Raw genomic sequence first — 24,224 nt, 5'->3', positions numbered from 1 at the left:
ACGTTGCTTACGGTGATGACGACTTTGCCGATCTGCGGCGTCGCACCACCAGGGGCATCGCTGTCAGCGATAGAAATGGTCTTGATCAGGCTGACGGCAGCGCCGCCTTCCACGAACGCGCCGGGCGTGAACTCGATGGTAGGTGCTGCGTTGGTGTCAACGGGACTGGTCGGCCCGCCATTCAGCGTCACCTCAGTCTGTGCGGTGTTGGACGAGTGCTTGTCTTCATCAGTCGCGACGACACTGATCGTCCGGGTGCTTCCGGTCGTATCGGAGCTGCTGAAGGTGATGGAGTTGACTGCGTCTTGAAAGGCGGCTTTGGTCGCCGGCCCAACCAGGATGATGTGTGTATCGGTGCTGGCGGGGTCGAGGGTAATACCCGACGGCAGTGCGCCATGGCTAAGCAGGTCGCCTGCCTGGCTGCCTTTGCTGATGGTGATCTCGACACGCGAGAGATTGTCGCTGTCGGAGTCGACAATCGTCGCGCCTTTGGCGATCGCTACGGCAGGGTCGCTTCCGGTGTAGCTGAACGAATAGTTGTCGCCGGCCGAGGTGCCGTCCAGGTCAACATGCGGGGCAACCGGGTCCGGCGGAATAATGACCGGCGCATCATTATCCAGAATCGACGTAGTGACGCTGCCAGCGCTGCCGCTGACTGCCAGATTTTCAAAGTTGCCACCGGTGGCCGAGACGATCTTCACGATCACGTCGCGAGCGCCGTCCTCGATACCGTTCTCAAGCGTGGTCAGTGCGAAATTGGCGCTGCTGGCGTTCGCCGGAATGGTCACGGTTTTGACAGCGGTAAAATCTGTGCCGTCTTTGGCGGTGCCGGTGTAGCTGAGCGTCACATTGACGGTGGCGTGCGCCGGGTTGTCCAGCGAAAGGGTGTAAACCGCGGTGCCACCTTCAGTGACCGCCGAAGGGCCGGAAATGCTGATCGACGTGGTGTCGCGCACGTCGGTGACAGCGGTGCTGACCGGGGTGTTGCTGAAGGCCAGGTTTTCGTAGTTGCCGCCGCTGACGCCAGTGATTGCAGCTGTCACCGCGGGATGACCGACGTACACATCATTGGTGGCGACGGCGGTGGTGCTACCGCTGCTCTGGCCGACGCCGATGGTGATGGTTTTGCCGTTGTCCAGCGTGACGCTCACGGGGGAGCCGGTAACTGGGTTGGAAACGCTGGCGGTGTACGTGATGGTGCCGTTTTCAGCCACAGTGCTGGAAGCGGTCAGGGTCACGCGGGTGGTGTCGATGGAGTCGGCAATGGTGGTCGATGCGGCTTTGCCGTCGATTGCCAGTTGTTCGAAGTTGCCGCCCGACGCGCCGGTGATGGTCGCGTTGACCGTGGCGCTGGTCTTATAGACGTCGTTGGCCGGGGCATCGACTTTGATGGTGCCCACGGACTGGCCAGCAGCGATGTTGATGATCGCGCCGTTGGACAGGGTCACGGTGACGGCGGTCTGCGCGGCATTGGTCAGCGTCGCGGTGTAGGTGATCTGGCCGCCTTCAGTGGCAGCTGCGTCCGCAGAGAGGCTGACGGTGGTGGTGTCAATCGTGTCCGTGACCTGGGTGTTGGCCGGTTGCGGATCAATGGTGATTGCAATGCCGTCGCCGCCCGTGGTGCCGGTGACCGTGGTGCTGATCTGGCTCGGGTTGAGGTAGACGTCGTTGATGCTGTTCATCGGCACGTTGACGCTGCCGCTCAACTGGCCGGCGTCGATATTGATGATCGCGCCATTGGACAGAGTGACGGTGATGGCCGACTGCGCCGCGACGGTCAGGGTCGCGGTGTAAACGAGTACGCCACCGGCTTCGGTAATGGTCGGCGTGCCAGTCAGGGAGAGCGTGGACGGTGTCCGGGTGTTGGACGGGTCATCGAGCGCGGTACGTTGTGTGTCGGTGGCGGCTCCCGAGCCGATAGGGCCGGTAGGGTAACCAATGGTGGGATCTACCACGCCTGCCGTTTCAGTCAGCATGACGACGCTGTGCCCGCCGCCCGCGTTGCCGCCGTCGGTGCTGCCGGTGGTCTGGCCCGCAGCGGTGGCTTCAAGGTCTTGCGTCGGGTCAGCGCCCGCAGCGATGGCTTGTTGCAATTCGGCGACCGACGGTGCGGCCTGCGCGGTGGCTTCTGCCAGGTCAGTAGTAGAGCTGGACGCCGGAGTGTCTGCACTCCATTGCGTGTCACGGCCCAGGTCGAGGTGACGACCGTCCGCCAGTTCAAGCGTGACCGCGCCTCCCGGGCCTGTCAGGACCTGTTCACCGGCCAGCAGCCGGTCACCCTCGATGAGTACACGGCGAATCCCTTCAGCGGAGACTGCGACTACTTGGCCAACAATGCTTTTGACGATGGCAACAACACTGCTCATGGGGTGACTCTCCGGATCTACGTCTGTGGACTCCTTCATCGGCCATCTGGCGCTGGAATGAAGGGTCCGAATGTTTGATTTTTTTTACTTAAACACTAACTACTTGATTTTCTTGATGCTGGTTATTTGACGCCAATTTCAAAACTGCTACTTATCCGGTTTTGAATTAACTTTACGCCAAACTATTGACCTATTTCGCGCCATCCTAAACAATCGCACCCGTAATGTCACATTGATATTTTAAGAGATCGACAAATTCTGCTGTACGGCCTCAAGCGTGCTCAGAACACTCCGATAACCCACACATCAATGGTCATTTTCTACGACGCGGCAGTGCCCCTTTTGCCGCGTTTGAACCCAGTCCGTTTTCGGGAAGTCACGAGCATGCGCCTGCCTTTTTACACCGCTGTACCTTTCGCTCTTTCAATCGGTTTCGTACAGGCACAAACCTTGCCAGAAGCCATGCAGAAGGCCATGGACGTGCATCCCGAGGTACAGGCAGGCGTCAACGCCCGTATCGCGCAGGACTACAACGTTCGGGCTGCGAAGGGTGGCTACCTGCCACGTGTCGACGTTCTGGCGGGGTATGGCCGCGAAGGCTCCGACAACCCGACCACGCGTGCCTCTGGCCGCAATAACGACTGGCAAACTTCGAACCGCGGCGAGTCCAGTGTTCGTTTGCGCCAAATGCTGTTTGATGGTTTTCAAACAACTAACGAAGTTGGGCGTCAACAAGCCACCGCCAATTCTCGGGCGTATTCTTTGTTGAATACTTCAGAGCGAACTGCGCTGACAGTTGCGCAGGTATATATCGATGTAATGACGCAACGTGAAATGGTCCGTCTGGCCGAGGAAAACCTCAAAAGCCACGAACGCATTTACGACCAGATCAAACTGCGCACCAGCCGGGGTGTGGGTCGCATGGCCGACATGGACCAGGCCGATGCCCGTCTGGCCCAGGCGCGCAACAACCTGATCACGGAACAGACCAACCTGGCCGATGCCCAGACCAACTTCCTCAGCGCCGTCGGCGACATGCCCGATCAGCTGGAAAGACCTGCTCCGTTCGCGCTGATGCCGGCCACGCTGGACGAAGCTCGGCGCCAGATGCTGGACAACAGCCCGGTGCTGCGTTCGGCCGAGTCGGACATCGCCGCTGCCGAGAAGCAGTACGAGACCGCCAAGTCCACCTTCTACCCGCGCTTCGATGCCGAGCTGGGCCGCAACGCCGACAACAACGTCGGTGGCGACCAAGGCCACAACAATGGCTGGGAAGCGATGGTGCGCATGCAGTTCAACCTGTACGCCGGTGGCAGCAACAAGGCTGACCTGAGCTCCAAGTCCTATCAGACCTCGCAGGCACTGGACATCCGCAACAACGCCCTGCGTCAACTGAATGAAGAGCTGGGCCTGGCCTGGAACGCCTATAACAACGCCACCGCCCAGGTGCCTATCGCGCAGCAATACGTTGATCGGGCCACCAGTGTCCGTACGTCGTATCAGCAGCAATTCAGTCTGGGAGAGCGTACTCTGCTCGACCTTCTCGACAGTGAGAACGAGCTGTTCACCGCGCAACAGCGTCTGGTGCAGCTGCAGAGCCTGAAAACCTACACCCAATACCGGATTCAGTCCGACATGGGCACCCTGCTGAAAAGTCAGGGCGTCGTGGCGCCGCTGGCATCAGTTGTGCAAAACGATATAAAGCCGTCGGTCAAACTGCCGGGTATGAACTGATTCTTGACGGAGCAAGCTTCCGTTAGGGCCCAGCTTCTTTTAACTGCTTAACGAAAGAGAGTGTCAGCGTGGATTTGGAATTACCTTCGGCTCAATTAGGTCATGATCCCCGCAGCCAGCATGATGACCCGTTGCTGGACGGCCTGCTGACACTCTGCGCCCTGCATCACAAACCGGCGAGCCGGGCGATGCTGACCACCGGCTTGCCCTTGCCGGACCAGCGCCTCAGCCCGGATTTGCTGCCCCGCGCGGCAGCCCGGGCCGGTTTGCAGGGGCGTCTGCTGGTGCGCAGGCTCGACCAGATTCCGACCATCGCGCTGCCTGCGATGGTGCTGCTCAAGGAAGGCCGCAGCGCTGTGTTGCTCGGTTGGGAAGGCGACCTCGCGCGTCTGTTGATCAGCGAAAGCGACGGCGGCGAAGTCCGCGTCGAGCGCGACGTGCTGGCAAAGGATTACGGCGGCAAGGTGTTCTTCGCACAGCCGCAACATAAATTTGACGTAACCAAAGGCTCGCTCATCCCACGGGCGCGCTCCTGGTTCAAAGACACCCTCAAGCTGTCGCGCTGGCTGTATGCCGATGCGATTGCCGCCAGTTTCGTGATCAACCTGATCGCGCTGGCCGCTCCACTGTTCGTGATGAACGTCTACGACCGCGTCGTGCCGAACCAGGCCACCGCGACCCTTTGGGTGCTGGCGACCGGTATTTGTGGCGCGTACCTGTTCGACCTGTTGCTCAAGGGCCTGCGCAGTCTGTGTCTGGACCTTGCCGGCAAAAAAACCGACCTGATCATCTCCGCCACGCTGTTCGAACGCATCGTCGGCATGGCGATGAAGTTTCGCCCGGCGCGGGTCGGCAGTTTCGCCCAGAACATTCATGAGTTTCAGGGCATGCGCGACTTTTTGACGTCGCTGACCCTGACCAGCCTGATCGATCTGCCATTCACCCTCATCATTCTGTTGGTGATCGCGCTGTTGGGTGGGCATCTGGTGTGGATTCCCGTCGTGGCGTTCCCGTTGGCACTGGGCATCGGTCACTTCCTGCAAAAGCCGCTGACCGCGACCCTCGAACGCACCATGGCGCTGGGTGCCGAGCGTCAGTCGAGCCTGATCGAAACCCTCTCCGGGCTGGACGCGGTGAAGGTGAACAACGCCGAGAGCGAGCGTCAATACCACTGGGAACACACCATCGGCACCCTCAGCCGTCTCGAATTGCGGGTCAAGATTCTCTCCGGTCTGGCCATGAACATCACGTTGCTGATCCAGCAACTGGCGGGCGTGGCGATGATCTGCTTTGGCGTGTACATGATCATCGACGGCAACCTCAGCATGGGTGGCCTGGTGGCGTGCTACATGCTCAGCGGCCGAGCGCTGGGCCCATTGGCCGCGCTATCCGGTCTGTTGACCCGTTATCAACAGGCGAAGGTCACCATGGTGTCCGTGGATCAAATGATGGAGCTGCCGCAGGAGCGCAACTTCGACGAGCGCCCGCTTAGCCGTCAGGTGCTGCAGGGCGCCATGGAGTTCCGCAATCTGGAATTCACGTACCCGAATCAACAGAACCTCGCGCTGAAGAACATCAATCTGGTGGTCCGCCCTGGCGAGAAGATCGGCATCATTGGCCGCAGTGGCTCGGGCAAAAGCTCGCTGGCCAAGTTGCTGGTGGGGTTGTATCAACCGGATGAAGGTTCGTTGCTGGTGGATGGCGTGGACATTCGCCAGATCGACGTGAGCGAGCTGCGCCACAACATCGGTTACGTCGCACAAGACATTCAACTGTTGGCGGGCACACTCCGTGACAACCTCGTGTCCGGCGCGCGGTACGTCGATGACGAAATGGTCCTTCAAGCCGCCGAGCTGGCAGGCGTTCACGAGTTTGCCCGTCTTCACCCTCAAGGCTACGAGCTGCAGGTGGGCGAGCGCGGGCAGAACCTGTCGGGCGGCCAGCGTCAGAACGTGGCACTGGCCCGGGCCTTGTTGCTCGACCCGCCGATTCTGCTGCTCGACGAACCCACCAGCGCCATGGACAACACCGGCGAAGAGCGCTTGAAGCAGCGCCTGCAAGCCGTTATCGAGAAAAAGACAGTGATTCTTGTGACACACCGGGCCTCGCTGCTCTCTCTGGTCGACCGCCTGCTGGTGATCGACCGTGGCCAGATTCTTGCCGACGGCCCGAAAGCCGCCGTGATGGAAGCGTTGAAGAAGGGGCAGATCAGTGTTGCTTAAATCGGGTCCAAATTCCGGCGGTGGTCTGTTCGGCTATTTCAAAGGTTCGCCTTCCCTGGAAGGGCAGCCGATGCCCGAGGTGGAAAAGGCGCTGGTCGATGACGCGCCGCGCATCGTTCGGCTGACCATCTGGGCCGTCATCCTGTTCTTCACCTTTCTTGTGCTGTGGGCCAACTTCGCGGTCATCGACGAAGTGACCAAGGGTGAGGGCAAGGCGATCCCTTCGACCAAAATTCAGAAAATCCAGAACCTGGAAGGCGGCATCGTCGCGCAGATCTACGCCCGCGATGGGCAGATCGTGGACGCCGGTGCGCCGCTGATACGTCTGGACGACACCCGCTTTGCCTCCAACGTCGGGGAAACCGAGGCGGATCGCGTGGCGATGGAACTGCGTGTCGAACGTTTGAGCGCAGAGGTCGATGATCGCCCGCTGAACCTCAGCCCTGAAGCACGCAAGTCGGCTGCCAATCAGGCCGCCAACGAAGAGTCTCTTTATAAGAGTCGTCGTCAGCAATTGGCGGATGAAATTGGCGGGTTGCAACAGCAGTTGATTCAGCGTCAGCAAGAACTGCGGGAGTTCGGTTCCAAGCAGGAGCAGTACCGCAACAGCTTGAACCTGCTGCGTCAGGAGATCGGCATGTCCGAGCCGCTGGTGGCGCAGGGCGCCGTTTCGCCGGTGGACATCCTCCGCTTGAAACGCTCCGAAGTTGAAACACGCGGTCAACTGGACGGCACCAGCCTGGCGATTCCTCGCGCTCAGGCCGCCATTGCCGAAGTGCAACGCAAGATCGACGAGACCCGCGGCAAATTCCGCAGCGACGCGTTGACTCAATTGAACGAGGCGCGGACCAATCTCTCAAAGGCGCAGTCCACCGCCAAAGGCCTGGAAGACCGGGTCAACCGCACCATGGTCACCTCGCCGGTGCGCGGCGTCGTCAAGCAGATGCTGGTGAACACCGTGGGTGGCGTGATTCAACCGGGCAGCGACATCGCTGAAATCGTGCCCCTGGATGACACGCTGTTGGTGGAAGCGCGGATTCGTCCGCAAGACATCGCGTTCCTGCATCCGGGTCAGGAAGCCATGATCAAATTCACGGCCTATGACTACACCATTTACGGTGGCCTCAAGGGCAAGCTGGAACAGATCGGTGCCGACACCATTCAGGACGAAGAAAAGAAGAACACCTTCTATGTGATCAAGCTGCGCACCGACCGCAGCCATCTGGGCACCGATGAGCACCCACTGTTGATCATCCCCGGCATGGTGGCCTCCGTGGACATCATCACCGGCAAGAAGAGCATTCTCAGCTACTTGCTCAAGCCTGTGCTCAAGGCTCGCGCCGAGGCGTTGCACGAGCGTTGATCTAAACAGCCGGCCCCATCGTTTCGGGTCGGCTCTCTAATCCTGCGCCGTTCTTTGAGAGATGCGGCGGGTCAGGGAAAGCGGCATTGTCAGATTTTACTGCCGCTGCGCGCCAGATCGTAGGCAAGCCAACTCCCACGGCCTTTGGCCAGAATCAACAGCCTGAACTGCGCTGCACATTTGCTTCTGCCGAAGGCGTGGGAGCGTTGCTTGCTCGCGATCTGCTGCGTAGCGGCAGCAAATTCGGTGCATGCGGTGCGTCAGGCGGAAAAGCGTCGTCAGGTTCTACTGCCGCTGCGCGCCAGATCGTAGGCAAGCCAACTCCCACGGCCTCCGGCCAGAATCAAAAGCCTGAACAACGCTGCACATTTGCTTCTCCCACGGCCTTTGGCCAGAATCAAAAGCCTGAACTGCGCTGCACATTTGCTTCTGCCGAAGGCGTGGGAGCGTTGCTTGCTCGCGATCTGCTGCGTAGCGGCAGCAAATTCGGTGCATGCGGTGTGTCAGGCGGAAAAGCGTCGTCAGGTTCTACCGCCGCTGCGCGCCAGATCGTAGGCAAGCCAACTCCCACGGCCTCCGGCCAGAATCCAAAAGCCTGAACTGCGCTGCACATTTGCTTCTGCCGAAGGCGTGGGAGCGTTGCTTGCTCGCGATCTGCTGCGTAGCGGCAGCAATTTCGGTGCATGCGGTGTCTCAGGCGAGAAAGCGTCGTCAGGTTCTACTGCCGCTGCTCGCCAGATCGTAGGCAAGCCAACTCCCACGGCCTCCGGCCAGAATCAAAAACTCTAACTGCGCCGCGAATCTGCTTCTGCCGTAGGCGTGGGAGCGTTGCTTGCTCGCGATCTGCTGCGTAGCGGCAGCAAATCCGGTGCATGCGGTGCATGCGGTGCGTCAGGCGGAAAAGCGTCGTCAGGTTCTACTGCCGCTGCGCGCCAGATCGTAGGCAAGCCAACTCCCACGGCCTTTGGCCAGAATCAACAGCCTGAACTGCGCTGCACATTTGCTTCTGCCGAAGGCGTGGGAGCGTTGCTTGCTCGCGATCTGCTGCGTAGCGGCAGCAAATCCGGTGCATGCGGTGCATGCGGTGCGTCAGGCGGAAAAGCGTCGTCAGGTTCTACTGCCGCTGCGCGCCAGATCGTAGGCGAGCCAACTCCCACGGCCTCCGGCCAGAATCAAAAGCCTGAACAACGCTGCACATTTGCTTCTCCCACGGCCTTTGGCCAGAATCAAAAGCCTGAACAACGCTGCACATTTGCTTCTGCCGAAGGCGTGGGAGCGTTGCTTGCTCGCGATCTGCTGCGTAGCGGCAGCAATTCGGTGCATGCGGTGCGTCAGGCGGAAAAGCGTCGTCAGGTTCTACCGCCGCTGCGCGCCAGATCGTAGGCAAGCCAACTCCCACGGCCTTTGGCCAGAATCAACAGCCTGAACTGCGCTGCACATTTGCTTCTGCCGAAGGCGTGGGAGCGTTGCTTGCTCGCGATCTGCTGCGTAGCGGCAGCAAATTCGGTGCATGCGGTGCGTCAGGCGGAAAAGCGTCGTCAGGTTCTACCGCCGCTGCGCGCCAGATCGTAGGCAAGCCAACTCCTACGGCCTCCGGCCAGAATCAACAGCCTGAACACAGCCTTTGATCTGAATCTGGCTGGAAAGCATTAATAAAATCGATACAGGCGATCCTCCCATCATCCCTGTCAATCATGCCGCCGCTCTGGCATATTGCGCCTGTAATTTATCTTACATCTCCCCTAAAGATATGCGCGAAGTCAGCGATACGGTTATCTGAATCCTCCATTTAGATGACCGCAGCTGAGTAATGGCTTGCCGTCTTTCTATCAATAAAAATGATACTTCCGCCTACAAGGACGCCGACGTGACGTTGAACCTACGCCGTAAGGTCATTCTGCTTGCCATCATTCCGAGCCTTTTATTGGCTGCGGTCATCAGCTGCATCACGTGGGTGGTCCTGCAAAAGCTGGCCACGCAGGAAGTCGAACAGACCCGCGCGCTGCTGCTCGAAGAGCGCAAATTGTCGCTGAAGAACTATCAGCAGATCGGCGAAGCGGCGATCAAGCCGATCTACGACGCTTCTGCACCGGGCGACATGGACGCTCGCGACCGCGCCCTCAAAGTGCTGAAGAGCCTGCAATACGACAAGGCCAGTTACTTCTTTGGCTACAACTCGCAATACGTGCGCGTGTTCTGGGCCGACAAGGACCTGGATATCGGCAAGAATTTCTCCGACGCCAAAGACGCCAACGGTGTTTTCGTGATCCGCGGTCTGGTGGACCGGGCCAAAGACGGCACTCATTTCTTCCGCTACGACTGGCCAACGCCGGGCAGCGACAAGCCGATTCCGAAGCTGGGATACACCAACTACCTCGCGAAGTGGGACCTCGCATTCGGCACCCAAGCCAACCTCGACGACATCGACACGCAAGTCGCGGCCATCGAGGCATCGACACAGGGTCGCATTGGTTCTTCAGCGGCGTTGATCGTCGCCGTCGTTGCAATCCTGTTGATCATCGTCGCGCTGATTGGGGTGTTCTTCGGCAACGGACTGGTCAAGCCGGTGCTGGTGATCAAACAGAACCTGGACGACATCGCAGCCGGTGACGGCGACCTCACCCGTCGTCTCCCGGAAACCAGCAATGACGAACTGGGCGCCCTGGCGAAATCCTTCAACTTGTTCGTCGAGAAAATTCACGGGTTGGTGCGGCAGATCGCCGAAATGACCAGTCAGCTGAACGGCCTGGTCAGTGATATGTCGGCTCAGGCCCAGCGCTCGGAACAGGCCATGGGGCGTCAGCGTCAGGAAACCGATCAGGTCGCGACAGCGATTCATGAAATGTCGTCGGCGGCGCATCAGGTGTCCATCAGCGCTCAAGGCGCTTCCCAAGCCGCTCGCAAGACGAGTGACGTCGGGCTGGACGCGAAAAACGTGGTGAACAAGAGCATCGACAGCATTCATGCGCTGATTGGCGAGATTGGCGACAGCAGCTCGTCCCTCGATCACCTGCGCAAGGACGTGCAATCCATTGCGACCGTGGTGGACGTGATTCGGTCGGTGGCTGAACAGACCAACCTGTTGGCCTTGAACGCAGCGATCGAAGCGGCCCGAGCCGGGGATGCCGGTCGGGGTTTCGCGGTCGTCGCCGACGAGGTTCGCGCCCTGGCCAGCCGCACGCAGCAGAGCACTCAGGAAATCCACGACATGATTAACTCGCTGCAACGCGGTGCCGAACAGGCGGTCGTGGCGATGAGTCGTTCCAGCGACACAGGCAAAACCACCGGTGAACTGGCGAATGAGGCGGGCACGTCACTGGACGCCATCGGACAGTTGATCGAGACCATCAACGACATGAACGCGCAGATCGCCAGCGCCTCGGAAGAACAGACCGCCGTGGCCGAAGAAATCAGCCGCAGCATGACCCAGATCGCCCAGGCCGTGGACACCGTGGCGGATGACGCACAAAGCGGCGCCTACACCGCACGCAGCCTGACGGAGTTGGGGGATCGGTTGGGTGGGTTGGTGAAGCAGTTCAGGATTTGAGGGCAGCGATCGCGTGTAACGACGCGATCTCCTGTGGGAGCGAATTCATTCGCGAAAGGTGTTTCAGGCGATCGAGATGTGTCGGTTGTACGTCCTCATCGCGAATGAATTCGCTCCCACAGGTTCGAGTGCAGCATGGGAGACGGTGGCGTCGTTGAAATCGCTGCCGCTGGCAAGCCGTGCTGTCACAGAGCTGTGTCAGGCCATGGGTTCATCACCGACGCGATCTCCTGTGGGAGCGAATTCATTCGCGAAAGGTGGTTCAGGCGATGGGGATGTGTCGGTTGTGCGTCCGTCTCGCGAATGAATTCGCTCCTACAGATTCGGTGGAGCGTGAACGATGGACGCAGGGCTCAATTCCCCCGCTTGCTATCAATCCTCACCAACCGCCCACCTTCGAAACGAAGGTACTGATACATCCCGCTGTTCGGACCGTAGACCCATTCCTGGACCTGCACCTGATCGACCTGGCGGAAATGGTTGACGGTTTCTTTGTAGCCGACGATGTCCTGGCTGACCGGCTGGCCGCATTTCTGCTGCACTTCGAACATCCGGTCACCGACGCTGATCAACTGGCTGCCACAACGCAACGTATCGGCCTGGCTCAGACCACTCAACGCCGCCAGACCGATAATGGCCACGGTCTTGGTGAACACACTCTTCAAAAGTCTTTACTCGCTGTCCAGATGCAAGGGGCTGATGACGCGTCCGTCTTTTTCCGGCTGACCGAGGGAGGCGTCCACGAAATAGACCCGATCATCCGCCAATTGTCCCTTGTCCACCAGATAGTCCTTGATGCTGCCTGCCCGGGCCTGACCCAATTGGCGCAGCAGTAAAGCGCTGGAACTCCAGGATTTGAGCACGGCCTCGCGCAGCTTGTTTTGACGTTCTTCCTTGCCCAGGTCCACCCATTCCGCCGGTGGTTGCTGTTTGAGGCGTGTGCGATAAATGCCTTCGAGCATCGGCGCTTTCTCGTCATCAGGCACCTTCAGATCGCCTGCCTGCGCTGGCACCTTATCGCCGCGTCGCTGGAGAATCTTGTAGTACGTGCTCTGGTATTCGCGCTCCAGACGCTGTTGCGCAATGAGCGGCCCATCGCTGGCCTCGGCGCTGGTCCCTTCGATTTCCAGGCGCAGGGCAGGGCGCTCTTTCAGGGCAGCGGCCAGCTTGTCCAGCGACGCCTGCGCCTCCCCACTCAAGTCGTCCGAACCGGGGGCGAACGCCACGGTGCCCAAATCTTCCGAACCGCCACCGCTGATCAAACCGCCGATGAACTTGAACGGCGCGGCGGCAGCCTTGACCACCAGGTTGCGCAGGGTCTGCCAGACAATCGGCATCACGCTGAACTGCGGATTGTTCAGGTCGCCGGTCACGGGCAGTTCGATGGAAATCTTGCCGTCCACATCCTTGAGCAGCGCAATCGCCAGTTTGAGAGGCAGGTTCACGGCGTCGGGACTGTCGACCTTCTCACCCAGCTGCAATTGCTCGACCACCACCTTGTTCTCGGCCTTGAGCTGGCCTTTGGTGATCAGGTAATGCAGGTCCAGATTCAGCCGACCCTTGCGAATGCGGTAGCCCGCGAACTTGCCGGAGTAGGGCGTCAATGTCGTCAGCTCAACACGCTTGAAGCTGGTGGCGATGTCCAAACTGGCCAGCGGGTTGAACGGGTTGAGCGCGCCCTTGATGGTGACCGGCGCGTAGCGGTCGACCTTGCCCTGAATGTCCACCGGGGCCGGTTTGTCCTGTCGGTTATCAAGGGTGCCGATCTTACCGTTGAGCTGTTGCACGGCGGTCGCAAAGTTCGGCGTAAGACTGAAGTCAGCGAAGTTGGCCGAGCCGTTGTTGATGTTCACCTCGCCGATATGAATGCCCATGGGTTTCTCGGCAGACGCGGTCTTGGCTTTCGGTGCGGGTTTCGCCTCGGCTTTGGTCGTAGCAGGTGCCCCGTCGGTAGGCTGCGGAATCAGCAAGTCGTCGATGTTGGTGGTGCGGTCGTCAGCGATCACGAAACGCGCATAGGGCTGTTCAATGTTGATCTTGGCGATGCTCAGGCTGTCGCCGAGCTGGAAGTTCAGGCCCTCAACGTTCAGTTGCTGCCATTTCACGAAATCCCGGGATTTGAGCGTATCCAGCGTGTGCAACTGGTCGACCTGCGCTTTGCCTGTGATGCCCAGCGCCAACGGCTCGGTGCTTTTAAGATCAACGGCCAGGTCGGTGTTGAGCATGCCGCTGCGCACTTCCAGGCGAATGAACGGCGTGACGTAGGACTGCGCGAGACGCAGGTCGATGTCGCGGGTCGTCACGTTGAGCTTGGCGCGCACGGGGTCAAGATTGACTTCGCCTTCCGCCGTCAGCTTGCCCTGTTTGCCCAGGCCGGTGTCGAGTTTGATGTTGAAAGGCGATTTGTTGAGGCTGTCGAAGTTCGTCAGGTCCAGATTGAGCGGGCCAACTTCCAGCGCGACCGGTTCCTTGGGCACTTTGTCGGCCAGGTGCACGCGGTAATCGCGCAGTTGAGTGTCGCGCAACAGCACTTGCCACGGCTTGTTCGGCGCAGCAGGTTTTGCGCTGGCGGTGGTTTCGGCGCCTGATGCTGTCGCGGGTTGCTGCTTTTCAGCGTCGGCTTTCTTCTGTTCGGTCTTCGAGGGCTGGCTGGCGAACAGCTTCTGCCAGTCGAGTTGGCCATCGGATTCGCGAGCGGCCCAGGTTTCCAGGCCCTGGCTACGAATCTTCCCGACGGTGACCAGCTGCTTCGCCAGATCAAGCGATGTGTCGCTGACTTCCAGATTTTTCAGGCGCACCAACGGGCGACCGTCCGGTGCATCGATTGCGAAAGGCGCGACTTTGAGTGACGTGTTGTCCAGACGCAGCTCGGTTTCTTTGGCCAGATTGAGCGTGTAATGGGTGCTGAGGTTGAGCACGCCATCCTTGAGCACCAGTGGCAAGGCGTCGCGCACGTAGGGCCACCAGACTTTCATTTTGCCGTCGGTGACTTTCAGCGTGCCTTCGGAGCTGATCGGCACCAGGCTGATTTTGCCCACCCAGTCAATCTGACCGCCTTCGGGACCTGCGGCGACCAAGGTCATGTCGGCGTTGTCTTCGGGCAAAGTGCTGAGGTTTTTCAGTTCGAAATTCAGGGCGTCGTAGAGGAATTCGATGGGCTCGCTGGGGCGCTGGTCCTGGAAATGCACGAAGCCGTCAGACAGTTTGATCTCGCCGATGCGCAGCGGGAACGGCTTGCTCGGCGGTTCGTCAGGTTTGGCGGGTTCGCTGGGTGGCAGCTTGAACAGACCGGCCAGATTGAGTTTGCCGTCCTTGGAAAACAGCAACTCGGTCTTGGGTTTGTCGAGCTTCACGGCCTGAAGGTGCAGGGCCTTGGTCCACAGGCTGTCGATCTGCAGGTTGGCGTAAAGCCGTTCGAAGCCGACCTGTTCCTTGCCCGGTGCGCCGATGTTCAGGCCCCACAGGGTTACTTCCAGGGTGTAGGGATTGAGTTCGAGGCGGTCCAGCCTGGCGGGCACCGTGGCGTAATTCGCCAGTTGCTGGTTGATCACCCGCAACGCAATGCCGGGCAGGATAAGGAACCCCAGCACGCTGTAAATGGCGAAGACGGCCAGCAAGGCGCCGATGGCGCGTTTCAATCCTTTGGGCATGTAGGTCGCCAACTCTCTCGGTCTGAGGTGCCTTTGAGTATGGCACGCCAATCTGGTTCCGAAGTCGCGGCTCTGCATTCCTTGTGGGAAATTTCCCTACAGCGGGTGGGAGATCAAAGCTGCAAGATCAAGGTCTTGAGTGGGGGCTGCTGATCCATCGACGGAAAATCGACGCCGGGCGTCATCACCTGCCAGTCGCGAACAGGCCGACCGAGCTTGTTGGCGCAGCGCAATACTTGTTCGCGCCATTCTTCCATGCTGACCTTTGCCAGATTATTGCAGCAGATCAGCACGCCGTTTTCGGCGGTCGCCAGCAGCGCGGGCTTGAGCAGGCTTTGGTAGTCGCGCAGCAAGTCGACGGTACCGAAGGCGCTCTTCGCCCAAGCCGGCGGATCGAGCAGTACGAGGTCAAACTGACGTTGATCCAGGCGCACATAGCTGGGGAGTTTCTGGCCACGACGGGAGGCAATCGGCAGGCCCGCCAGTTGGCGAATGGCCGGGAAATAGTCGGACTGGATGAACTGCATCTCCGGCAATTGCGGGTTCAACTGGCCGTTCTCGCGACCGACGGCGAGGTTGCCTTCGGCGAAGTCCAGATTGCAGACCTCCCGCGCGCCGCCCGCTGCTGCGCTCAAGCCGACGCCGCAGGTGTAAGCGAACAGGTTCAGCACGCTTTTATCCTTGGCGTGAGCCTTGACCCAGCCGCGGGTGTTGCGCAGGTCGAGAAACAGCAGAGGGTCCTGACCGGCATGACGGCCGCGCACTCGATAATTCAGGCCCCACTCGTGACCGATCAAATCTTCCAGCGCGGCGTCGTCGGCTTTATAGACAGCGTCTGTGCGATCAATCCGCGAGTTGCCGTGGGAGCGGTCGTTGTAGACCAGCATCAAGTCCAGGCCCAAGCGGGCATTGATCGTGGCGTGGGCCGCCAGCAAGGTGTCGCGGTCCAGGCTGGTGTGGAAACTCTGTACCAGCAGTTGCGGACCATATCGGTCGATGGTCAGTCCGCTCGCGCCTTCCTGGCTGCCATGGAACAGGCGATAGCAGTCGGTGCCTTGAGCATGCAGCTCGGCGAGCAGGGCTTGACGGTTGTCGAGGGCGACGCTGAGCGCCTGATTCAAGGAAGACATGCTCGGCGCCTTGGGGCAGGAATAAGGCGCGCGAGTTTAACAGTTCGGCCAATGGCAGTGTTGCAGCTGGCGCTTGCCAGTGAGGCGACACGGAACCCTGTGGGAGCGAATTCATTCGCGAATGATCGGTCAGGCGACAGCGATGTGTCGACCTTACTGACGCCTCGCGAATGAATTCGCTCCCACAGGGTTCGGCGGCGGCCGTATTGAGGCGTCGTACATTCCCATAGGACGAGTCCCGCACGATGGCCGCGTCGCCTGTAGGAAACGCCCATCCTGAACCTTCCCTGAAGCCCCGCGCAATAGTCTCGGCAGGCTCCGTGATGGCGGTTTACTCTCATAAAAGCCGGGCGTATTCTTCGCCCGTTTTCAACAGATGCGGAGACCCACAGTGGGTACTTGTTCGAGTGACAGACGTCAGCCGGTCTTGACGACCGGCCAATCCTCGGCGAGATAACGCGCAGTCTTTTCACTGCCGTTATCTCGCTGACAAACGCGAGAAACGGCAGGCGATTCTTTTTCCTGTCCTTCCCTGACGCCCAGGCACCGCGCGCCGTTTTTCGGTCGCGCGGGCTTATCGTTGTGCGCCGTTCACACGTGAACAGCGCGCAGTGCGCTCGGCTGTGCCTCCTGAGTCTCCATGAGTAGTAGCCCTTCAGTCCAGGGGAAACAGCCATGAAATTCAACACTCTGAAAGAGTTCTTCGCAGGCTTCCTGCGCACTCGCCATTTCGCCCGGCACTTCCGTCGGCTGGCGATGCTCGACAGCCTGACCGACGCCACCGTCAGCCGCGAAGTCCCGCCCACTCTGGCGCAAACCCTCACCCGGGGTGCCAGCAGCGACGTGCCTGAATTGCTCGCACGCCTGCACACCCACCACGAAGGCCTGAGCGAAGACGAAGCCTTGGCCTTGCGTCAGCAACATGGCCTCAACGAAGTCGAACACGAGCAACCGCTGCCTTGGTGGGTGCACCTGTGGCACTGCTACAAAAACCCGTTCAACCTGCTGCTGACCTTGCTGGCCTTCATCTCGTGGCTGACCGAGGACATGAAAGCCGCCACCGTGATCTTCTCCATGGTGGTGCTCTCGACCCTGCTGCGTTTCTGGCAGGAAACCCGTTCCAACCAGGCGGCCGACGCACTCAAGGCGATGGTCAGCAACACCGCGACCGTGCTGCGTCGTCAGGAAACCAAGTCGCAGCGTATCGAGCTGCCGATCAAACAACTGGTGCCGGGTGATCTGATCGTGCTCTCGGCTGGCGACATGATTCCCGCCGACTGCCGCGTGCTGAGCGCCAAGGACCTGTTCGTCAGCCAGGCGGCGATGACCGGAGAATCAATGCCGGTGGAGAAATTCGCCCGCCGTCAGGAAGTCGATACCGGCAATCCGCTGGACCTGGAAAACATCCTGTTCATGGGCACCAACGTGGTCTCCGGTGCAGCGACCGGGGTGATTCTCGCCACCGGCAACCACACCTATTTCGGCGCACTGGCTCAGCGGGTCAGCGCCACCGACCGCGCACCCACTTCGTTTCAGGCCGGGGTCAATAAAGTCAGCTGGCTGTTGATCCGTTTCATGTTTGTGATGGCGCCGCTGGTGTTGTTCATCAACGGTTTCACCAAAGGCGACTGGATGGAAGCGCTGCTGTTCGCGCTGTCCATCGCCGTGGGCCTGACCCCGGAAATGCTGCCGATGATCGTCACCTCGACGCTGGCCAAAGGCGCGGTGTTCCTGTCGCGCAAAAAAGTCATCGTCAAACGTCTGGACGCGATCCAGAACTTCGGCGCCATGGACGTGCTGTGCACTGACAAAACCGGGACGCTGACCCAAGACAAAATCTTCCTCGCCCGCCATGTGGACGTGTGGGGCGACGAATCCGACGACGTGCTGGAAATGGCCTACCTGAACAGCTACTACCAGACCGGCCTGAAAAACCTGTTGGACGTCGCGGTGCTGGAACACGTGGAAATCCACCGCGAACTGCAAGTCGGCACGGCGTTCAGCAAGGTCGACGAAGTGCCGTTCGACTTCAACCGTCGGCGCATGTCAGTGGTGGTGCAGGAGCAAGGCCAGCCCCATCTGCTGATCTGCAAAGGCGCGCTGGAAGAAGTGCTGGGCGTGTGCAACCGCGTGCGTCACGGCGAGGCGGATGAAGCGCTGACCCCGGAACTGCTGGAGCGCATCCTGCAAGTCACGGCTGAATTCAACGAAGAAGGCTTGCGTGTCGTGGCTGTGGCTGCGCGTGCGATGGACGCGGGGCGTGACACTTATGGCCTGGCCGATGAAAGCGACCTGACCCTGATCGGTTACGTGGCCTTCCTCGACCCGCCCAAAGAAAGCACCGCGCCTGCACTGAAGGCGTTGGCTGAACACGGCGTGGCAGTGAAAGTGCTAACCGGCGACAACGAGCGTGTCACCGCGAAGATCTGCCGTGAAGTGGGGCTGGAACGCCAGGGCCTGCTTCTGGGCGGCGACGTCGAACGCATGAGCGATGCTGAACTGGCGGTGGCTGTCGAAACCACCAATGTGTTCGCCAAACTGACGCCTTCCCACAAGGAGCGCATTGTGCGGCTGCTCAAGGCCAACGGCCACGTTGTCGGTTTCATGGGCGATGGCATCAACGACGCGCCTGCGCTGCGCACCGCTGACATCGGCATTTCCGTGGACAGCGCGGTAGACATCGCCAAGGAAGCGGCCGACATCATCCTGCTGGAAAAAAGCCTGATGGTGCTGGAGGAGGGCGTGCTGGAAGGGCGTCGCACCTTCGCCAACATGCTCAAGTACATCAAAATGACCGCCAGCTCTAACTTCGGCAACGTGTTCTCAGTGCTGGTGGCCAGTGCGTTCATTCCGTTCCTGCCGATGCTGCCGATGCATCTGCTGGTGCAGAACCTGCTGTACGACATTTCGCAGATCGCCATTCCGTTCGATAACGTCGATGAGGAGCTGCTGAAAAAACCGCAACGCTGGCAGCCTGCGGACGTGGGGCGTTTCATGGTGTTCTTCGGGCCGATCAGCTCGATCTTCGACATCACCACTTTTGCGGTGATGTGGTACGTGTTCGGCGCCAACACGCCTGAACATCAAACCCTGTTCCAGTCGGGCTGGTTTGTGGTGGGGCTGCTGACTCAGACGCTGATCGTGCACATGATCCGCACCCCGAAAATCCCGTTCCTGCAAAGCCGTGCGGCCATGCCGTTGATGGTGATGACCGGAGTGATCATGGCCGTGGGCGTGTTCCTGCCGATGGGGCCGCTGGCGCACTACTTCAAACTGCAGGCACTGCCACCGCTGTACTTCGTCATCCTGCCGGTGATTTTGCTGGCGTACGTAGGGCTGACTCAGGCGGTGAAGGGGTTCTACGTGCGCAAGTTTGGGTGGCAATGAGGTAAAGCCGATGCCTACGGCGGGCTGAAAACGACTGTGGGAGCGAATTCATTCGCGAGGCATTGGTTCTACCAACACATCTGCGTCGGTTGAACCATTTTTCGCGAATGAATTCGCTCCCACAGGGGGAGTTGCGGTGTGGGTGAAATTACCGCGCCAGCGCCAACGCCACGCCCTGACCGCCACCGATGCACAGGGTCGCCAGACCCTTCTTCGCATCGCGCTTGATCATTTCATGCAGCAGGGTCACCAGCACACGGCAACCCGACGCACCGATCGGGTGGCCGATGGCGATGGCGCCGCCGTTGACGTTGACCTTCTCCATGTCCCAACCCAACTCTTTGCCCACCGACAGCGATTGCGCGGCAAACGCTTCGTTGGCTTCGATCAGGTCCAGCTCGTCCAGCGACCAGCCTGCTTTGTCCAGGCAACGACGGGTGGCGCTGACCGGGCCGATGCCCATGATCGCCGGGTCGACACCGGCGTTGGCGTAAGCGGCAATGCGCGCCAGCACCGGCAAGCCCAGTTCTTCAGCCTTCTTCGCGCTCATCAGGATGACCGCAGCGGCACCATCATTCAGCGACGAGGCATTACCGGCGGTCACGGTGCCGTCTTTCTTGAAGGCCGGCTTGAGTTTGCCCAGGGATTCGGCGGTGGTGCCTGCACGGGGTTGCTCGTCGGTCGCGAAGGAAATCGGATCGCCCTTGCGCTGAGGGATCAGGATCGGGGTGATTTCATCGACGAAACGCCCGGCTTCGATGGCCGCAGCGGCTTTCTGTTGCGAGGCGGCGGCGAAGGCGTCCTGCGCCTCACGGCTGATGTCGTATTTTTCCGACAGGTTCTCGGCGGTGATGCCCATGTGGTAATCGTTGAACGCATCCCACAGGCCGTCGCTGATCATGGTGTCGACCATAGTCGCGTGGCCCATGCGCAGACCGGTACGCGCACCCGGCATGACATAGTTGGCCAGGCTCATGCTTTCCTGACCGCCCGCAATGATCACGTCAGCGTCGCCGCAACGGATCGCCTGAGTACCCAAGTGCAGGGCCTTGAGGCCCGAACCGCACACCTTGTTCAGGGTCATCGCTGGCACCGCGAACGGCAGCCCCGCCTTGATCGACGCTTGACGCGCCGGGTTCTGACCGGCACCTGCGGTAAGGACTTGCCCCATGATCACCTCATCGACCTGCGCCGGGTCCAGACCGGTTTGCGCCAGCAACTGACGAATCACCGCTGCGCCCAGATCAACAGCCGACACATTCGCCAACGAACCCTGAAAACTGCCGACCGCAGTGCGGGTGGCGGCAACGATTACGACGTCTTGCATGGTACGAATCCTCACGGTTGGGGGTGTAACGCCCGGGCCTGGAGACAAAGCTGAAAAGGGAGGCCCGTGGTCGGGAAAACAAGGGGGCACATGGTGGCATGAATGACGGTGGTAATTTAAGCGTTTTCTTGATTGAGCTGACTCGTGGGAGGGGATGGTCTGACGCGATCTGCTCTTGATTCTGGCCAAAAGCCGTGGGCGGTGGCTTGCCTGCGATCTACCACGCCTTCGGCAGAATCTTGCCCAGCTCTTGGACTTGGGCGCAGGCAGCGTTCAAACCACCCCCATTCTGCGCCGCGCCCGATGCACCGACGCATTGCGCACGGCCCATCTCAAGATCGGTGCGGTCCGGTTAACCCCCAAGCGGATCATTTGGCGTTTGAAATTCCCCATCCGGATATCGAACATCCCGCTCGCCCATTCCGGCATCAATTCAACCCCGGCCTGCATCATCAGCCGCCCCATCGGCTTGGCCATGCGGCTGGGTGCCGGGGCATTCTGCAGGACGCTGAACACCTCACGCGCCCGGTCATCACACACCAGCTGCGGGCGCATTCGTTGCAGGTAAGCGTCGATGTCAGCGGCGGAACGCGGAATGTCGCGCGCACCAAGACGCTCCGCCACGAGCGCGGTTTCGGCGTAGTAGCGGTCTTGAGCGTCGAGGGACAGATCAGGATTGAGGTATTGCAAATGTGCGGCCATGAAACTGCTGACTTCGGCCACATGCACCCACGTCAGCAGCGCCGGATCATCGGCCTTGTACGGGCTGCCGTCCGGGGCGATCCCGCTGATCTGCGAATGGATGCTCAGCACCTTGTCGATCAGCCAATTGGCGTCGTGGGTCGAACCAAACGTGGTGCCGGAGATGAACTGCCCGGTTCGCCGCAGCCGCCCGAGCAGGTCTTCACGAAAATTGGAATGGTCCCACACCCCTGCCAGTACGCGAGGGTGGAGCATTTGCAGCATCAATGCGCAAATGCCGCCGATCATCATGCTCGGGAAATCGCCGTGCACCTGCCAGCACACCGCCTGCGGCCCGAACAGACCCGGATCGCCCTTGGGGTTCTCCATGTCCAGTTGGCCAAGGGCCAGGCCGGTCATGCTCATGACCTGGGTTTCGATGCGGGTGCGGATGAATTCCATGGGTGTCCGAATGCAATGGCTGACTCGCCTCGGTCCTGTGGGAGCCAGCTTGCTGGCCCCCACAGATCAGCGATTGGCGTGAGATCAGTGCTACTGGTTAAGGCGCTTCTCGATCAACCCCTCCACGACACTCGAATCCGCGAGGGTCGAGATATCCCCCAAACTGTCGATTTCGTTGCAGGCGATCTTGCGCAGGATGCGCCGCATGATCTTCCCGGAACGGGTTTTCGGCAGGGCCGGGGCCCACTGGATCAGCTCCGGTTTGGCGAAACTGCCGATTTCCTTGCTGACCAGCGTCAACAGTTCCTTCTGCAACGCCTCGTCCGGCTCGATCCCGGCCATGGTGGTCACGAATGCATAAATGCCCATGCCTTTCACGTCATGGGGGTAACCCACCACCGCTGCCTCGGCCACGCTGTCATGCAATACCAACGCGCTCTCGACCTCCGCCGTGCCGATGCGATGCCCGGACACGTTGATCACGTCGTCCACCCGCCCGGTGATCCAGTAATGCCCGTCCTGATCCCGACGCGCGCCATCCCCCGTGAAGTAATAACCGGGGTAGGGTTTGAAGTAGGTGTCGATCATGCGTTGCTGATCGCCATACACGCTGCGAATCTGCCCGGGCCAACTGGCCTTGATCGCCAATAAACCGCTGGTCGCGCCCTCAAGCTCATTGCCTTTTTCGTCGAGCAGCACGGGCTGTACGCCAAACATCGGCTGAGTGGCGCAGCCCGGTTTCAGGGGCGTTGTGCTGATCAGCGGGGTGAGCATCGTGCCGCCGGTTTCGGTCTGCCACCACGTGTCGACGATAGGGCACCGATCTTTTCCGACTTTATGGAAATACCATTCCCACGCTTCCGGGTTAATGGGCTCACCGACCGTGCCGAGAATGCGCAGGCTTTCCCGGCTCGTGTTCTCAAGCGGCTTAGGCCCCTCACGCATCAGTGCTCGCAACGCCGTTGGCGCGGTGTAGAAGATATTGACGTGGTGCTTGTCGATCACCTGCCAGAAACGCGAGGTGTCGGGGTAATTCGGCACGCCTTCGAAAATCAGCGTGGTGGCACCGTTGGCCAGCGGGCCGTAGACGATGTACGTGTGCCCGGTGACCCAGCCGACGTCGGCGGAGCACCAGAAAATCTCGCCATCGCGATAATCGAAGACATGTTGATGGGTCATCGCCGCTTGCAGCAGGTAACCGCCGGTGGTGTGCAGCACCCCCTTTGGTTTGCCGGTGCTGCCCGAGGTGTAGAGGATGAACAGCGGGTCTTCGGCGTCCATCGGTTCGGGTGGGCAATCGTCGCTGATGCCGTGCAGCGCTTCGTGATACCAGATGTCGCGGCCTTCGACCCACTCGACCTGGCCTTCGGTGCGCTTGACCACCAGCACCGTGCTAACGTTCGGGCAGCTTTGCAGGGCCTTGTCGACGTTCTGTTTCAACGGCACGTATTTGCCGCCGCGCACACCTTCGTCGGCGGTGATGACGGTGTGGCAATCAGCGTCGAGAATCCGGTCACGCAGCGCGTCAGGGGAAAAGCCGCCGAACACCACCGAATGAATCGCGCCGATGCGGGTGCAGGCCAGCATTGCGTAGGCCGCTTCCGGAATCATCGGCATGTAAATGCACACCCGGTCGCCTTTCTTCACGCCGCGCTGCTTCAGCACATTCGCCAGATGGGCAACGTTGTGGTGCAGCTTCTTGTAGGTGATTTCGGCGGACTCCGAAGGATTGTCGCCTTCCCAAATGATCGCCACTTGGTCGCCGCGCTTTTCCAGATGACGGTCGATGCAGTTGTAACTCACATTCAACTTGCCACCTTTGAACCACTGCGCGCTGCCGGTCTTGATGTCGCACTGCTGGACCTGATCCCACGGCGAGAACCAGTGGAGAAATTTTTTCGCCTGCTCGGCCCAGAAGGTGTCGGGCTGTTCGATGGATTGCCGGTACAGACGCTGATAGTCATCGGCACTGAGTTGAGCGGCTTTGCGCGTCGCGTCGGCGTGTGGGAAATCGCTGATATTGAACATGGCGTCTCCTGTTTTTCTTGTGATGTTGTGTAGCCACAATAGGACATCAGAGTCGATCGTGTCGGCAGGGTTCAGGAGGGTCGCGTCTGGTTGAGTTCGCTTTGATTCTGTCCGGAGGGCGTAGGAGCTGGCTTGCCTGCGATCTGGCGCGAAGCGGCAGTAGAATCAGTGACCGCGCCGTGTCAGGCAGATTGAGTCGTTAGATGTCGCTGTCGCTTCGCAACAGATCGCAGGCAAGCCAGCTCCTACGCCTTCGGCAGAAGCGGAATCTCGGAGCGCCGTTTGGTACGGCGCTCACCTTTGATCGATGAGCCAAACGCACAAAAC

General features: G+C 60.1%; 14 protein-coding genes and 1 pseudogene. 8 read left to right on the top strand and 7 right to left on the bottom strand.

Translation table 11 applies throughout. The annotated features are described in order from the left end of the window. Positions 1–2,366, bottom strand: a 2,366-nt coding sequence (locus ACIQAL_RS30630) for a retention module-containing protein (protein ID WP_401152236.1), incomplete at its 3' end; no start/stop codon positions are given. 384 nt (positions 2,367–2,750) lie between these two features. On the opposite strand from ACIQAL_RS30630, the gene ACIQAL_RS30625 reads away from it, so the two are divergent. The 7 genes and pseudogenes from ACIQAL_RS30625 to ACIQAL_RS30595 all read left to right on the top strand — a co-directional run bounded on the left by ACIQAL_RS30625 (position 2,751) and on the right by ACIQAL_RS30595 (position 11,232). Continuing rightward, positions 2,751–4,100 carry a TolC family outer membrane protein gene (locus ACIQAL_RS30625; protein WP_341961915.1) on the top strand — a complete coding sequence of 450 codons (1,350 nt, stop codon included), beginning with the start codon at positions 2,751–2,753 and terminating at the stop codon, positions 4,098–4,100. 68 nt (positions 4,101–4,168) lie between these two features. Then, on the top strand, positions 4,169–6,322 hold the full coding sequence (locus tag ACIQAL_RS30620; protein ID WP_401152233.1) for a type I secretion system permease/ATPase: 2,154 nt from the start codon (positions 4,169–4,171) through the stop codon (positions 6,320–6,322). Next, complete coding sequence (locus tag ACIQAL_RS30615; RefSeq protein ID WP_401152231.1) at positions 6,312–7,685, top strand: HlyD family type I secretion periplasmic adaptor subunit; 1,374 nt, start codon at positions 6,312–6,314, stop codon at positions 7,683–7,685. The genes ACIQAL_RS30620 and ACIQAL_RS30615 overlap by 11 nt, the downstream gene beginning before the upstream one ends. 86 nt (positions 7,686–7,771) lie before the next feature. Next, positions 7,772–8,284, top strand: a complete 513-nt coding sequence (locus ACIQAL_RS30610) for a hypothetical protein (protein ID WP_401152228.1) — start codon at positions 7,772–7,774, stop codon at positions 8,282–8,284. Positions 8,285–8,513: 229 nt separating this feature from the next. Then, a complete protein-coding gene (locus ACIQAL_RS30605; protein WP_401152226.1) occupies positions 8,514–9,068 on the top strand; it encodes a hypothetical protein in 555 nt (184 codons plus the stop codon). A gap of 427 nt (positions 9,069–9,495) precedes the next feature. Then, positions 9,496–10,374 (top strand): annotated as a pseudogene (locus tag ACIQAL_RS30600) (cache domain-containing protein); the annotation flags it as partial. Between the two features lie 36 nt (positions 10,375–10,410). Beyond that, entirely contained in the window at positions 10,411–11,232 is an 822-nt protein-coding gene (locus tag ACIQAL_RS30595; RefSeq protein ID WP_401152249.1) for a methyl-accepting chemotaxis protein, read from the top strand. Positions 11,233–11,585: 353 nt separating this feature from the next. On the opposite strand, the gene ACIQAL_RS30590 is transcribed toward ACIQAL_RS30595, so the two are convergent. The 3 genes from ACIQAL_RS30590 to ACIQAL_RS30580 form a co-directional block, all read right to left on the bottom strand. Beyond that, on the bottom strand, positions 11,586–11,888 hold the full coding sequence (locus ACIQAL_RS30590; protein ID WP_401152246.1) for a DUF2845 domain-containing protein: 303 nt from the start codon (positions 11,886–11,888) through the stop codon (positions 11,586–11,588). A 15-nt stretch (positions 11,889–11,903) separates the two neighbouring features. Continuing rightward, positions 11,904–14,882, bottom strand: a complete 2,979-nt coding sequence (locus tag ACIQAL_RS30585) for a DUF748 domain-containing protein (RefSeq protein WP_401152224.1) — start codon at positions 14,880–14,882, stop codon at positions 11,904–11,906. A gap of 113 nt (positions 14,883–14,995) precedes the next feature. Next, on the bottom strand, positions 14,996–16,012 hold the full coding sequence (locus tag ACIQAL_RS30580; RefSeq protein ID WP_401152221.1) for a class I SAM-dependent rRNA methyltransferase: 1,017 nt from the start codon (positions 16,010–16,012) through the stop codon (positions 14,996–14,998). A gap of 675 nt (positions 16,013–16,687) precedes the next feature. On the opposite strand from ACIQAL_RS30580, the gene mgtA reads away from it, so the two are divergent. Beyond that, complete coding sequence (gene mgtA / locus ACIQAL_RS30575; RefSeq protein ID WP_401152218.1) at positions 16,688–19,399, top strand: magnesium-translocating P-type ATPase; 2,712 nt, start codon at positions 16,688–16,690, stop codon at positions 19,397–19,399. A 148-nt stretch (positions 19,400–19,547) separates the two neighbouring features. Here mgtA and ACIQAL_RS30570 read toward each other — a convergent pair whose 3' ends face one another. The 3 genes from ACIQAL_RS30570 to acs form a co-directional block, all read right to left on the bottom strand. Beyond that, complete coding sequence (locus tag ACIQAL_RS30570) at positions 19,548–20,726, bottom strand: acetyl-CoA C-acetyltransferase (RefSeq protein ID WP_401152215.1); 1,179 nt, start codon at positions 20,724–20,726, stop codon at positions 19,548–19,550. 273 nt (positions 20,727–20,999) lie between these two features. After that, positions 21,000–21,869, bottom strand: a complete 870-nt coding sequence (locus ACIQAL_RS30565; protein WP_401152212.1) for an oxygenase MpaB family protein — start codon at positions 21,867–21,869, stop codon at positions 21,000–21,002. Between the two features lie 90 nt (positions 21,870–21,959). Further along, positions 21,960–23,897 carry an acetate--CoA ligase gene (gene acs / locus ACIQAL_RS30560; RefSeq protein WP_401152210.1) on the bottom strand — a complete coding sequence of 646 codons (1,938 nt, stop codon included), beginning with the start codon at positions 23,895–23,897 and terminating at the stop codon, positions 21,960–21,962. Positions 23,898–24,224 lie beyond the last annotated feature (327 nt).

The organism is Pseudomonas sp. NPDC088368 (genome assembly GCF_044753445.1).
GTDB classification, from domain to species: Bacteria; Pseudomonadota; Gammaproteobacteria; order Pseudomonadales; family Pseudomonadaceae; genus Aquipseudomonas; species Aquipseudomonas bambusae.
Note: the sequence above shows the minus strand (reverse complement) of the source record. Positions and strands in the feature narration are given on the sequence as shown.